Source organism: Komagataeibacter diospyri (genome assembly GCF_043995075.1).
Classification (GTDB): Bacteria; Pseudomonadota; Alphaproteobacteria; order Acetobacterales; family Acetobacteraceae; genus Komagataeibacter; species Komagataeibacter diospyri.
Genome location: NZ_CP171836.1, coordinates 2,609,967 through 2,623,648, shown reverse-complemented (window position 1 = coordinate 2,623,648; position 13,682 = coordinate 2,609,967). Strand labels below are relative to the sequence as shown.

At 61.3% G+C, this 13,682-nt stretch carries 11 protein-coding genes; 2 read left to right on the top strand and 9 right to left on the bottom strand.

All coding sequences use genetic code 11. The features are described 5' to 3' along the window. Positions 1 to 93: 93 nt before the first annotated feature. The 4 genes from ACE2AA_RS12285 to truB all read right to left on the bottom strand — a co-directional run bounded on the left by ACE2AA_RS12285 (position 94) and on the right by truB (position 5,264). Positions 94 to 1,512, bottom strand: a complete 1,419-nt coding sequence (locus ACE2AA_RS12285; RefSeq protein ID WP_141261695.1) for a nitronate monooxygenase family protein — start codon at positions 1,510 to 1,512, stop codon at positions 94 to 96. Between the two features lie 94 nt (positions 1,513 to 1,606). Beyond that, positions 1,607 to 3,742, bottom strand: a complete 2,136-nt coding sequence (pnp, locus tag ACE2AA_RS12280; protein ID WP_141261694.1) for a polyribonucleotide nucleotidyltransferase — start codon at positions 3,740 to 3,742, stop codon at positions 1,607 to 1,609. 307 nt (positions 3,743 to 4,049) lie between these two features. Then, on the bottom strand, positions 4,050 to 4,319 hold the full coding sequence (gene rpsO, locus ACE2AA_RS12275; protein WP_014105875.1) for a 30S ribosomal protein S15: 270 nt from the start codon (positions 4,317 to 4,319) through the stop codon (positions 4,050 to 4,052). A 24-nt stretch (positions 4,320 to 4,343) separates the two neighbouring features. Next, on the bottom strand, positions 4,344 to 5,264 hold the full coding sequence (gene truB, locus ACE2AA_RS12270; protein WP_141261693.1) for a tRNA pseudouridine(55) synthase TruB: 921 nt from the start codon (positions 5,262 to 5,264) through the stop codon (positions 4,344 to 4,346). A 256-nt stretch (positions 5,265 to 5,520) separates the two neighbouring features. Between truB and ACE2AA_RS12265 the strand changes: the two genes are divergently transcribed. Both ACE2AA_RS12265 and ACE2AA_RS12260 read left to right on the top strand, forming a co-directional pair. Continuing rightward, on the top strand, positions 5,521 to 6,492 hold the full coding sequence (locus ACE2AA_RS12265; RefSeq protein WP_141301767.1) for an MlaD family protein: 972 nt from the start codon (positions 5,521 to 5,523) through the stop codon (positions 6,490 to 6,492). 187 nt (positions 6,493 to 6,679) lie between these two features. Then, a protein-coding gene (locus ACE2AA_RS12260; protein ID WP_395372138.1) for an IS5 family transposase occupies positions 6,680 to 7,431 on the top strand; the annotation gives its coding sequence in 2 pieces (ribosomal slippage) (positions 6,680 to 7,010 and positions 7,010 to 7,431; 753 coding nt in all). Positions 7,432 to 7,510: 79 nt separating this feature from the next. On the opposite strand, the gene rbfA is transcribed toward ACE2AA_RS12260, so the two are convergent. The 5 genes from rbfA to rimP are packed head-to-tail and all read right to left on the bottom strand — an operon-like array spanning position 7,511 to position 13,508. After that, positions 7,511 to 7,924, bottom strand: coding sequence for a 30S ribosome-binding factor RbfA (gene rbfA, locus ACE2AA_RS12255; protein ID WP_010509158.1), 414 nt, complete (start codon positions 7,922 to 7,924; stop codon positions 7,511 to 7,513). Positions 7,925 to 7,947: 23 nt separating this feature from the next. Beyond that, positions 7,948 to 10,653, bottom strand: coding sequence for a translation initiation factor IF-2 (gene infB / locus ACE2AA_RS12250; protein ID WP_141261691.1), 2,706 nt, complete (start codon positions 10,651 to 10,653; stop codon positions 7,948 to 7,950). Continuing rightward, a complete protein-coding gene (locus tag ACE2AA_RS12245; RefSeq protein WP_141261690.1) occupies positions 10,650 to 11,282 on the bottom strand; it encodes an RNA-binding protein in 633 nt (210 codons plus the stop codon). The genes infB and ACE2AA_RS12245 overlap by 4 nt, the downstream gene beginning before the upstream one ends. A gap of 34 nt (positions 11,283 to 11,316) precedes the next feature. Continuing rightward, positions 11,317 to 12,867, bottom strand: coding sequence for a transcription termination factor NusA (gene nusA, locus ACE2AA_RS12240; protein ID WP_141261689.1), 1,551 nt, complete (start codon positions 12,865 to 12,867; stop codon positions 11,317 to 11,319). Positions 12,868 to 12,887: 20 nt separating this feature from the next. Further along, the gene (gene rimP / locus ACE2AA_RS12235) at positions 12,888 to 13,508 is read right to left on the bottom strand and encodes a ribosome maturation factor RimP (RefSeq protein WP_141261688.1); all 621 of its coding nucleotides are present in this window, start codon (positions 13,506 to 13,508) and stop codon (positions 12,888 to 12,890) included. Positions 13,509 to 13,682 lie beyond the last annotated feature (174 nt).

Genomic DNA, 13,682 nt, shown 5'->3' with positions numbered 1-13,682 from the left:
GGCGGCACCTAGAAACTTCTGTTATTTTTATAATGAAAAAAGGCCGGTCCCCTTACGGGATCCGGCCTTTTTCACATGGTACAGACCACCGGCCTAACGCCCGGTCATGATCCGTTCCAGCAGTTGCGCCACGGTGGGCACGAAGCCATTGGCATAGAACGGGTCGGTCGCGAAACGCCATGCGTTGGTGCCACCGAACATGAGGTTGTGGTCAATGACTTCCGCCTGATCCGGCCCATGGGCATGGGCCGCCGTTTGCAGCGTTTTCTGGATGCAGTAGGAACGCGGGTCCGCCTTGTGCCCGTTGGAATAGGCGGGCGGCTTCTGTGACCAGTTGGAAAAGCGGCATTCCGACAGGCAACCCATGCATGCCCCCTGATCGGCCAGGATTTCCCGCGCCCGTTCCGGGGCCACGAACACCAGCGTATTATCCGGCGTGCGCATGGCCTCGGTATGGCCTTCTTCCGTCCACAGCCGCGCACGCTGCGCATCAGCCGGGGTGACAAAAACCTGCCGTCCACGTGCGCCGATGGCCAGTGCCGCCGTGTGTTCACCCAGTAATTCAGGGGAGAACGGAATCTGGCGTTCCGACCGCCCCCGCAATTCGCGCAGGAACGAATTGTTCACCGCCGACGAATAGAAGCCGGTGGGCGAGAAACGGTTAAGGAACACATCCCCCTTCTTCAACGTCAGCAGGCGCTGTTTCCACGCATCGGGAATCGGGCTTTCACGCGTCAGCAGTGGACGGGTGCCAAACTGGAAGACGATCGGCCCGAGTTCGGGGTTATCGATCCAGTCCTGCCATTCCTCCAGCCACCATACGCCACCGGCCATGATGATGGGGGTGTCATCCAGACCGAAGGCCCGCATCTGCTTGCGCAGCGCCAGCACGCGGGGAAACGGGTCTTCCGGCGCCAGCGGGTTTTCGGTGTTGGACAGGCCATTATGACCACCCGCACGCCACGGATCTTCATATACCACCGCACCCAGCAGCTCACCCGTCTTGTGGTACGAACGTCGCCACAGGGCGTTGAACGCACGGGCGGACGATACGATGGGATAATAATGAATGCCGAATCGCGCCGCGATTTCCGACAGGCGGTACGGCATGCCCGCACCACAGGTCAGACCCTGGATCATCCCCGGCGCACCTTCCAGCACGCCGTTTATGACACGTTCCGCACCACCCATTTCCCACAGGATATTGGCATGGATACGTCCCTTGCCGCCTGCGATTTCATGCGCGATGCGGGCCTGCGCGATCCCGCCACGAATGGCGTAATCGATCAGTTCCTCGTGCCGCTCGCGCCGTGTTTTACCATGATAGACCTGAGGGACGACGTTGCCATCTTTATCATAGGAATCGGCATTCACGATCGAGACCGTGCCAGCCCCCCCGGCTGCCGCCCAGTGCCCGGCGGATATGCCGGTTGAGATCGAGACGCCCTTCCCCCCTTCGACCAGGGGCAGAATATCCGTCCCGCCCATACGGATCGCATTGATCGGCTTCATCACCATTCCATCGTCATGTGTCTGCCCGCGCAGCGGGGTATGCCCATACCAGGCACACCCCGCCGCCGGGTGTCATACAGGTCGGCGCCGCGTCTTAGCGCGCGGGCGCACGACCGGGCTTCGCGCCCACTGTCTCGGTGATATCGGCACCGGTTTCCTGATCGACCACGCGCATGGACAGCTTGACCTTGCCGCGATCGTCAAAGCCCAGCACCTTCACCTTCACCTCGTCTCCCTGCTTGACGACATCGGTCGTCTTGGAGACACGGCCCTGCGCCAGTTCGGAAATGTGAACCAGCCCGTCACGGGGGCCCAGGAAGTTGACGAACGCACCGAAATCGGCGGTCTTGACGACCTTGCCGTTATAGATGTGACCCACTTCGGGTTCCGCCACGATGCCACGGATCCGTTCGATGGCCTTTTCGGCCTGATCGTCGGACGACGCGGCGATCATGATCGTGCCGTCATCGTTGATGTCGATCTTCGCACCCGAATATTCAACGATCTCACGGATAACTTTACCACCCTGACCGATCACGTCGCGGATCTTTTCCTTCGGAACCGAGATCGTGGTGATCTTCGGTGCGGAGGACGAGACATCCGTGCGGCCTTCAGTCAGCGCCTTGGCCATTTCACCAAGGATGTGCAGACGACCCTGACGGGCCTGCCCCAGCGCGATCTTCATGATTTCCGGCGTGATGGACGTGATCTTGATGTCCATCTGCAGCGCGGTCACACCCTGCTCGGTGCCCGCCACCTTGAAGTCCATGTCGCCCAGGTGATCTTCATCACCAAGGATGTCGGACAGGACGGCGAAATCCTCGTCTTCCTTGATCAGACCCATGGCAATACCCGCGACCGGGCGCTTCAGCGGCACACCGGCATCCATCAGCGCAAGCGAGGTACCGCAGACGGTCGCCATGGAGGACGAACCGTTGCTTTCCGTGATCTCGGACACGACACGCATGGTGTACGGGAAGGTATCCTTGCCCGGCAGCAGCGGGTGGATCGCACGCCATGCCAGCTTGCCATGACCGATTTCACGACGGCCGGGAGAACCCATACGCCCGCACTCACCGACCGAGAAGGGCGGGAAGTTGTAATGCAGCATGAAGTTGTTGCGGTATTCGCCTTCCAGCGCATCCACGATCTGTTCGTCCTGACCGGTACCAAGGGTCGCGACCACAAGGGCCTGCGTCTCGCCACGGGTGAACAGGGCGGAACCGTGCGCGCGCGGCAGGATACCGACTTCGGACACGATCGGGCGGATCGTTTCCAGATCACGGCCATCGATACGGAAACCGGTATCCAGCACTTCGGTGCGGACCACGTCAGCTTCCAGATCCTTGATCATGGGCCTGGCGGCGTCAGCATCGGCCTCACCGATCTTGGCGAGGATGGCTTCACGGGCTGCGGCAACCTTCTTGTAACGCACCTGCTTGGTACGTTCCTTGTAGGCATCGGCAATCAGGGCGCGACCGACCTTGTCCACCTTCTTGCGCAGCTTGATTTCCTCAGCCGTCGGCTCGGCCAGATCCCACGGGGCCTTGGCGGCACTTTCGGCCAGGTCGATGATCGCATCGATCACCGGCTGGAAGGCTTCGTGACCGAACGTCACCGCACCCAGCATCACGTCCTCGGACAGTTCCACTGCCTCGGACTCGACCATCAGCACACCTTCGGACGTGCCGGCCACGACCAGATCCAACTCGCTTTCCTTGAGCTGGGAAATGGTCGGGTTCAGTACGTATTCGCCATTGGCATACCCCACGCGGGCCGCGCCCACAGGGCCGAAAAACGGAATGCCCGACAGCGTCAGCGCAGCCGAACAGCCGATCAGCGCCACGACGGCGGGGTCGTTTTCCATGTCGTGGCTCAGCACGGTGGCGACGACCTGCACTTCATTGCGGAAGTTTTCGGGGAACAGCGGCCGGATCGGACGGTCGATCAGGCGGGAGTTCAGGACTTCGGCCTCGCTCGGGCGGCCTTCGCGCTTGAAGAAGCCACCGGGGATCTTGCCCGCGGCGTAAGCCTTTTCCTGATAGTTGACCGTCAGCGGGAAGAAATCCTGCCCCGGCTTCACGCTCTTGGCGCCAACGGCCGTGCACAGCACCACCGTATCACCATAGGTTACGACAACCGCGCCGTCGGCCTGGCGGGCGATCTTGCCCGTTTCCAGCACCAGCGGGCGGCCGCCCCATTCGATTTCCTTGCGAAAATAATTAAACATCCAGACAACCCTGTCCGTTGACTGCCGCAATGCAGGCGGGCCGGACATTGGAACGTTGATGGCAGCGCCTCGGACGGCATGGAGTGATGACGGCACATACCGCCAGAACACCATGTGGCCTGAAACGCTGCGATCCGGTCCGGACATCTCCGCCGTGGCGTCGGCAGCGTGTTGATGGCACCCGTTTGGTCACGGACACCGGAAAATAGCCAACCCGACCGGACACGGGCATGCAGGTGCATACGCCGTGTCCGTGCGGGTCGTGCGGGAGGAACGCATTATGACCACGTTCCCCCCATGTCGCAAATCAGCGACGCAGGCCGAGGCGCTTGATGAGCGTTTCGTAACGGGCCTGGTCCTTGCGCTTGACATAGTCCAGCAGGCGGCGGCGGCGACCGACCAGCATCAGCAGACCACGGCGCGAATGGAAATCCTTCGCATGGGTCTTCAGGTGATCGGTCAGGTTCACGATCCGCTCGGTCAGCAGGGCGACCTGTACTTCCGGCGAACCGGTGTCCGTCTCGGCGTTGCGGTATTCGCCAATAAGCGCCGTGCGGCGTTCAGCAGTAATCGACATCGTCATCTCCATTGATAATTCGGTTCACAGCATGCGTACCGATCGCAGCAGCCCGCCTTCGGGGCGGCACAGCCCGACCACACGCGCCCCATCCATCGCACGCACGACACCCGAACGGGGGTCAACGTGATCCGGCATCCGGTCCGCCAGCTGGTTCAGGTCTATTGCCTGGCCAAATGACAGGGCATCCGCTTCCTCACGGGTCAGGGCCAGCGCCGGGATGTCGGCCAGCGCGGTCGCGACCGGAAGCAACAGATCCGGTGGAGCAGGCGCGTTGTCGGCGCTTGCGACAATTTTGTCCAGTGGAATCGCATGGGATTCATCAAAAGGCCCGACGTTCAGCCGTCTCAGCGCCGCCACATGTCCCACCGTGCCACAGGCCAGCGCGATATCGCGGGCCAGCGCCCGCATGTACACGCCCTTGCCCGATTCCACCTCGAACACCGCCGTGTCTGCATCGGGGCGCGCAATCAGTTCAAAACGGTCAATCCGCGCCGGACGGGGGACCAGTTCCGGCGCATTGCCCGCGCGCGCCATATCATAAGACCGCTTCCCCCCGACCTTCAGCGCCGAAAAGACCGGCGGCACCTGCATGATGTCGCCACGGAAGGCGGCAAGGGCCGCCTCAAACGCGGCATTGTCGGGTCGCACGTCGGATACGGCGGTCACGCTGCCTTCCGCATCATCACTATCGCGCGCTTCCCCGATACGCAGGGTGAAATGATAGCGCTTGGTGCCATCCATTATATAAGGCACGGTCTTGGTTGCCCTGCCAAAGGCCACGGGCAGCAGTCCCGTCGCCAGCGGGTCCAGCGTACCGCCATGTCCCGCCTTGGCCGCGTCAAACAGGTAACGCACCCGGCCCACCACCTGGGTGGATGTCATTCCCAATGGCTTGTCCACTATCAGCCAGCCATCGAGCGGGCGTCCACGTTTGCGTCCCATTGCAGGCACCTTGATCAATGAGGGGGGAGGAATGCCGTGCGTTTAGACGAGGCACGCATGCACGGCAATGCCCCATTCCGTCACCGGGGCTGGCCGCCTGCGCCACACGTGGTAAAAGGCGAAGCGGGCACATGCCTGCCATCCCCGCAGCCCGCTTTGCCAGTCGTGGATGTAATGTCATCTTGCAGCAAACGGACACATGGCCAAATGTGTCCGCAATCGTTTTTTATTCTGCGTCTAGGGAGACCTGAACACCATGGCTGAACGGCAGACCACGGTCGGTGCATTTGTGTTGGGTGGAGCCCTGCTTGGTGTGACGGCCATAGCGCTGTTCGGACAGTTTCATCCCTTTTCCCCCACCAGTCGGGCCGTGGTGGTGTTCGACAGCCCCATCAATGGGCTGGGCGTAGGCGCCCCCGTCACCTTCGACGGGGTGCAGGTCGGCCACGTGGACCATATTGCCGTCCAGTTTGATCCCCAGACGCATCAGGCCTTCATTCCCGTCACCCTGGAACTGCAGGCCAATGGCGCGCACATGGCGGGCAGCCATGGCAAGGTGCTGGACAGCCGCGAACTTCCGAAACTGGTGGAAAACGGGCTACGCGCCGAACTGCATATGCAGAGCTTTGTCACGGGACAGGAAGAAATCGACCTGACCTTTGACCCCAGCGTGCCCGCGCACCTGCATCCCGGCATCAGCCCGCTGCCGGAAATCCCGGCACGTGAATCGGAAATGCAGAAGCTGACCGACGCGCTGACGGCGCTGCCGCTGAAAAACATCGCCAACAATGCCGATGCCATGCTGGTCAGCATCCGTACGCTGGCAGACAAGCTGGACAAGGACCTGCCCCCGCTGGTGGACAGCGTGCGCGCCACGTCCGACCATACGCGGGTGACGGTGGACACCGCGACCGATGCGATCCGTGACCTTGACCACCAGATGGATACGACACTGGCATCCATCAACCATCTGGCCGATACCGGCACGGCGCAGCTGGATGCGCGTGGCAACGAACTACATACCCTGCTGGTCAATTCCAATGAAACGGTAACCGAGGCCAAGGGCGCGCTGGCTGGCCTGCATGACATTACCGCCCCCAGCACGGCCGATCGTTCCAATATCGATTCGTCGCTACGTGACCTTGCTGCTGCCGCGTCCGCGCTGCGTGGATTTGCCACCGATGTGGAACGTAACCCGCAGCTACTGCTGATGGGGCGGCGTAACTGACCCCTTTCCCATATCGGGACCATGAAAAAAGGCCGGTCATGGCATAATGCCAGTCCGGCCTTATTTTATAGGAATAATAAAAAGTTCTTGGGTGCCATCTTTTAAAAAGCCGACGTTCTTCTGAAGCTTTTTGGGGGCTGTTGGGAATTGAGTTTTCTAAAGGGCCATGATGTGTTTCAAAGACCATATGGATCGCTTCATACTGACGGATGCCCAATGGGCGAAAATGGAACCGCTGTGCCTTGGCAAGAAGACGGATCAGGGACGCAGCGGGAAGGATAACCGCCTCTTCATCGAGGCGGTCCTGTGGATCGCCCGGACCGGTAGTCCGTGGCGGGACCTGCCGACGTATTTCGGACATTGGAACTCGGTTTATTCGCGCTACAGTGACTGGATGAAAGCCGGTGTTTTCAAACGGCTTTTTGACGCTGTCTCTGACGATGCCGATATGGAATACGCGATGATTGACGGTACGGTGGTCCGGGTTCACCGCCACGGCCAAGGCGCAAAAGGGGGACCCGAAGCCAGGCGATAGGGCGGAGTGTAACGGGGTGGTCAACGAAGATCATCGCCATGACCGACGCCTTGGGTAATCTGGTCCGCTTCACGCTTATCCCCGGCCAGCATTACGATACGGTCGGCGTTGCGCCTCTTCTCGAACCAGCTGATTTTAAAGGAATTCTTGCTGACAAGGCTTTCGATGTCCACTGGATCGTGGACGCCATACGCGCGCAAGGGGCCTGCGTGGCCATCCCCCAGCGCAAAAACCGCCTCGACAGACGCCCGTTCGATGGGGCCCTGTTCAAAGCACGCCATCTCATTGAGAACTTCTTCTGCAAGCTCAAGGAGTTCAAGCGCATCGCCATGCGCAGCGAAAAAACAGACAGATCATTCGAAGCCATGATCTATCTCGTTGGCGCAATCATTAATTCAAGATAATTCCCAACAGGCCCTGAAAAAGCTTCACCAAAAATTTTTATTCAGTAGAGAGTTGATTCTGCCGCAGGGCCGGGAAGATTCAGTCTTCGAGATCGCGCCTGACTTCCGGCTGACGCAACATGTTATCGACTTCCATTGCGTAATCCAGTGCCGTATCGGGCTGGAAATGCAGATCGGGCACGCCCCGCAGCCTGAGCGCATGGGACAGACGCGTGCGCAGGAAAGGCGTCACACGCTTGAGCGCGGGCAGCAGTTCCGCCACATCACTGCGACCCAGACGCGCCACGAATACGGTGGCATGCTTGAGATCGGGTGAGATACGCACTTCGGTCACCGTAATGCGCACATCCGCCAGATCCGGGTCACGGAATTCCGTGCGGGCAAATATTTCCGCCAGCACGCGGCGGACTTCTTCCGCCACGCGCAACTGGCGCTGTGAGGGACCAGACGCGGAATGGCCGGCAAGTTTCCCTGCCGGCCCGCTCTCGCTCATCCCTTTTCTGGATGAATTACGGCTCATGCCGGGACGAGTTCCATTTCATAACATTCGACCACATCACCTTCGCGCAGGTCATTATACCCGGCAAAGGACAGGCCGCACTCGTAACCGCGCGCCACTTCCTTGACATCATCCTTGAAGCGCTTGAGCTGGCTCAGCTCACCTTCATGGATCACGACGTTGTCACGCAGCAGACGCACGCCACAGCCACGCTTGACCACGCCTTCGGTAACGTAACAACCAGCGACCTTGCCCACCTTGGTAATTTCGAAAACCTTGCGGATTTCGGCGTAACCAAGGAACTTTTCGCGATGCTTGGGCGCAATCTTGCCACGGACCAGCTGTTCCACATCATCAGCAACCTGATAGATGATGGAATAGTAGCGGATATCCACACCTTCACGCTGCGCCAGTTCACGCGCCTGCGCCGTGGCGCGGACGTTAAAGGCAATGATGACGGCGCCGGACGCCTTGGCCAACTGCACATCACTTTCAGTGATCTGGCCGACCGTGGCGTTCAGCACGCGGATCTTGACTTCCTCATGCTCCAGCTTCTGCACCGTGGCTTCAAGCGCCTCGGCCGAACCCTGCACGTCCGCCTTGATCAGGACGGCAACTTCCTTCTGCGCACCGGCCTGAATACGGGCCAGCATCTGGTCCAGCGTGCCGCGTGCAGCAGTCTGGCCGGCTGCCGTGCGATCCTTGATCACGCGCTGACGGAATTCCGAGATTTCGCGTGCGCGATTCTCGTTTTCGACCACCACGAACGGCTCACCTGCACCCGGCACGCCGGTAATACCCAGGATTTCAACCGGCATCGACGGACCGGCTTCACCCAGCTGGCGATTACGGTCGTCGATCATGGCGCGAACGCGGCCCCATTCGGCCCCGGCCACTACAATATCGGTGCGGCGCAGCGTGCCTTTCTGGACCAGCACGGTCGCAACCGGGCCACGACCACGGTCAAGACGGCTTTCGATAACCGAACCTTCGGCAACACGATCCGGATTCGCTTTCAGATCAAGAATTTCGGCCTGCAGCAGGATGGCTTCCTCAAGCTTGTCCAGCCCGGTGCGCTTGAGCGCCGAAACTTCGACATCCTGTGTATCGCCGCCCATGCTTTCCACCACGATTTCGTGGTTCAGCAGTTCCTGACGCACGCGGTCGGGGTTCGCACCCGGCTTGTCGCACTTGTTGATCGCCACGATGATCGGGGCATCAGCCGCCTTGGCATGCTTGATGGCTTCGATCGTCTGCGGCATCACACCGTCATCCGCCGCAACCACCAGCACCACCACGTCGGTTACCGATGCACCACGGGCACGCATGGCCGTAAAGGCTTCATGACCCGGGGTGTCAATGAAGGTAATCTTCGCACCCGATGCCAGGGTTACCTGATACGCACCGATATGCTGCGTAATGCCACCGGCTTCACCATTGGCGACATCGGTGGTGCGCAGCGCGTCAAGTAGCGAGGTCTTGCCGTGATCGACATGACCCATGACGGTCACGACCGGCGGACGCGGCCTGAGGTCCTCGGCCTTGTCCTCGATCCCCTCGATCCCGATTTCAACATCGCTGTCGGACACACGGCGCACGCGGTGACCGAATTCCTGTACGACCAGTTCAGCGGTATCCGCATCGAGCGACTGCGTAACCGTCGCCATGACGCCCATTTTCATCAGTGCCTTGATGACTTCGCCCTGACGGGCAGCCATACGGTTGGCAAGTTCCTGCACCGTGATGGTTTCAGGCAGGACCACGTCACGCACCACACGGACCTGGTCGGAACGCAGGCGTTCCAGTTCGGCCTGGCGGCGTTCACGCTCGCGCTGACGGCGAACGGATGCGAGCGAACGGGTCTTGTCGTCATCCCCTTCGATCGCGGCCTGCACGTCAATGCGACCAGCGCGACGGCTGTCATTGTTCTTCTTCGCACCGCCCGAGGGGCGGCGACCGGGCGCGGCGTTGCCGGGTCGACGGCTGGGACGACGTTCTTCCTCGCCCCCTTCCGCACGGCCACTGCGCAGGCGCAGGGTCTCACCTGCACCAGCGGCAGTACGTCCGGCACCACCTGCAGCATTGCCGCCACCTGCCGGACGCGCGGGACGCAGCGGCTGTGCCGGCATGATCGCACGTTCGGCCAGCGGACGCAGACGCTGCATCGGCGGCGCAAGCGTGACCTCACCGGGAATTGGCACGGAAGAGACAACCGGCCCTTCCGGTTCGGCGGATTCCGCCGGTTCGGACGCGCCCTGTGCCGCGGCACTGCGGGCTTCCTGTTTGCGAGCCTCGACCTCAGCCGCTGCATCTGCCTTTGCGCGTGCCTCTTCTTCGGCACGGCGGGCATTTTCCTCTTCCTGGCGACGGGCTTCTTCCGCAGCAGAGAGGATCGTGATCTTCTCCTGCTCGCGCGCGTCCTTTTCGCGCTGGATGGCGGCGCGGCGCTGTTCGTCCAGCACGCGCTGGCGGGTTGCCAGCTCGGCTGCCGTCAGCGCGCGACCTCCCCGTCCCCCGGCGCGACCGCCAGCCGGCCCCGATCCGTTACCTGCGGCCCCGGCCCCGCGCTTCTTGCGCACCTCGACCTGAACCACTTTTGACCGACCATGGCTGAAGCTCTGTCGCACGGAACCGGCATCCACCGTCCGTCCGACTTCCCTACGGCCCGCCGGCCGCAGGGACAAGCGTCCCTTACCCTGATCCTGATCGTTGCCTTCGCTCATGTACCCGCCTGTTCACACCGTCCGGCGGAACACTCCGCCGAATTCGGGCTGGCCCTGCCGGACAAACCCGCAAAACGTTCACTCTCGATACGGAAACGGCGCGCCAGTTCACCATGCAGCATCGCCGCATGAACAACATGGTCGCGGCCAAATGCCGCACCCAGACCCGATGCCGTAGGAACAACCGTAACCGGAAGGTCCCGTGCACCAGACAAAACTCTCTTCCTCTCGTCGGGGCTGCCATCGGCGGCCTGGATAACCAGACCGGCCCGACCGCCCACAACCCACTCACGCACCTTGGCGAAACCACAGACAATCTGTCCGGCCCGCCGCGCCAGTCCTGCAACATCCATCATGCGCCGCAGCAACCCGTCTTCAATAAGATGGGTCAGGTCAGGATGAATAACAACCCTTCCCCTTGCCGCACGTGCGAATGCGCCACGTGTGCGTGCTGTTTCTAACACATCCGCACGCGCGCTCAACCAAATTCCCCGTCCGGGCAGACGTGCGGAAAGATCAGGGATCACGACTCCGTCGGGGGAAATGACAAACCTGATCATTTCCTCCTTCGGCAGCCGGACACGGGTGACGGCACAGCGGCGCAGCGGACCGCGCTCTTCATGTCCCATATCGCCCGCGTCTTCCGCGGTCAGATGTCCCTGTTCAGACGTCGGACGTCTCCTGTTCGTCGGCCCTGTCTTCACCAGCCCTGTCGTCTTCATCAAACCAGTGCGCACGCGCTGCCATGATGATTTCGTTGGCTGCATCCTCATCAATCGCATCGCTGCCGAGGATTTCAACCAGTTCATCACCGGCAAGGTCAGCCAGATCATCAAGCGTCTTCACGCCCTTCTCACCCAGCGTCACCAGCATCTGGTTGGTGAACACACCAAGCGCCGCGATGTCATCGGTGACACCAAGCGCCCGGCGCTTGTTATCCAGTTCTTCTTCCTGACCCGCAAGGTAGCCTTCGGCGCGACGGACCAGTTCACTGGCCACGTCCTCGTCAAAACCTTCGATGTTGGCCAGCTCCTCGGAGTCGGCAAACGCCAGCTCCTCGATGGAATGGAACCCTTCGGTCACCAGCAGGCCGGCAATGACGTCATCAACATCCAGCGCCTCGACAAACAGGTTGCTGCGGCGACGGAATTCTTCCTGACGACGTTCCGATTCCTCGGCTTCAGTCAGGATGTCGATGTCCCAGCGCGTCAACTGGCTGGCAAGGCGGACATTCTGCCCACGCCGTCCGATGGCAAGGCTGAGCTGGTCATCAGGGACGACAACCTCGACCCGGCCAGCTTCCTCATCCATCACCACCTTGCTGACTTCAGCCGGGGCAAGGGCGTTGACGACGAAGGTCGCGGCCTGCGGGCTCCACGGTATGATATCGATCTTTTCGCCCTGCAGTTCCTTCACGACTTCCTGAACGCGGCGACCTCGCACACCGACGCAGGCACCAACCGGATCGATCGATGCATCGCGGGAGATAACGGCCATCTTCGCACGCGAACCGGGGTCACGGGCCACAGCCTTGATCTCGATGATGCCATCATAGATCTCGGGCACTTCCTGCGCGAACAGCTTGGCAAGGAATGCCGGATGCGTACGGGACAGGAAGATCTGCGGGCCACGCGGCTCATCACGCACATCATAGATGTAGGCGCGCACGCGGTCGGAATTGCGGAAGCTTTCACGCGGGATCAGTTCATCACGGCGCAGCAGGGCTTCGGCATCCCCGATCTCGACCAGCAGGTTGCCGTATTCCGTACGCTTGACGGTGCCGTTGACGATCTCGCCCACGCGGTCCTTGAAGTCGTTGAACTGGCGGCGGCGTTCATATTCGCGCACGCGCTGGACAATGACCTGCTTTGCCGTCTGCGCCGCGATGCGACCGAAGTCGATGGGCGGCAGCGGATCGATCAGGTATTCACCCAGCTGGATCTCGGGCTTGAACTTGCGCGCGATGTAGAGCGGGATCTGGGTTTCCTCGTTCTCCACCGTCTCGACCGCTTCGGTCCAGCGCGACAGCCGGACATCGCCCGTCTTGCGGTCGATGGTGGCGCGGATATCCTTTTCATGACCGTATTTTGCGCGGCCGGCCTTCTGGATGGCCTGTTCCATCGCTTCCAGCACTTCTTCACGGTCGATCGACTTTTCCCGCGCTACGGCATCGGCAACCAGCAGCAGTTCGGGACGGGCAACGGACGTATCCATCAGTGTCTCCACAACATCGTTCAGTTGGCCTTGCGCGCCGGCTTGCGGTCGGGCTTGCCAGGGGCCTTCTGCGTTCCGGCCGGAGCATTTTCATCCCCCGGCCCGTTTTCGTCGCTGGCGGCATCCGGCTTCATCATCCGGGCGCTCGCCTCGATCAGTTCGTCGGTCAGGACCAGCCGCGCCTTGCGCATTTCAGCGAAAGGCAGCGCGACCTCGGCCCCATCATCCAGCCGCATCAGGCCATGGCCGTCGCGCGCGCCCAGCACGATGCCGGCAAAGCGCTTGCGGCCATCAATGGGCATGTTCATCTCGGCCCGGGCAAGGTGCCCCGCGAACCGTTCCCAGTCCTTGGCGCGCGTCAGGGGACGATCGATCCCGGCAGACGAAACCTCCAGCGTCCAGGCACCCGGCAGCGGGTCCTCGACATCCAGTATCGCGCCCACCGCATGGCTGATCTGTTCGCAGTCTTCAATGGCGATGAGCGTGCCATCCGCACGGTCCGCCATGATCTGCACCGTGGGGGATTCGCGTCCCAGCACCGCCACGCGCACAAGGTCAAAGCCCATGTCGGCCAGTGCGGGCGCGATCATTTCGGCAATACGGGCATCAAGGCCCGTCAGGAATGGCAGATCAGCGTCCAATGCAAAAAAGGCAGCCCTGCGGCCACCCCCCAAAGAAAAAACCAGAGATGAAGGAATTGCCCGTACCATAGGTCACGCCCACCGTAACCGCAAGAACTATATGTCCGGGCAGACGTTACATTTCCTGCATCTTAACGTCTTGCCATATCATACCCCTGACCCACATTATGCACG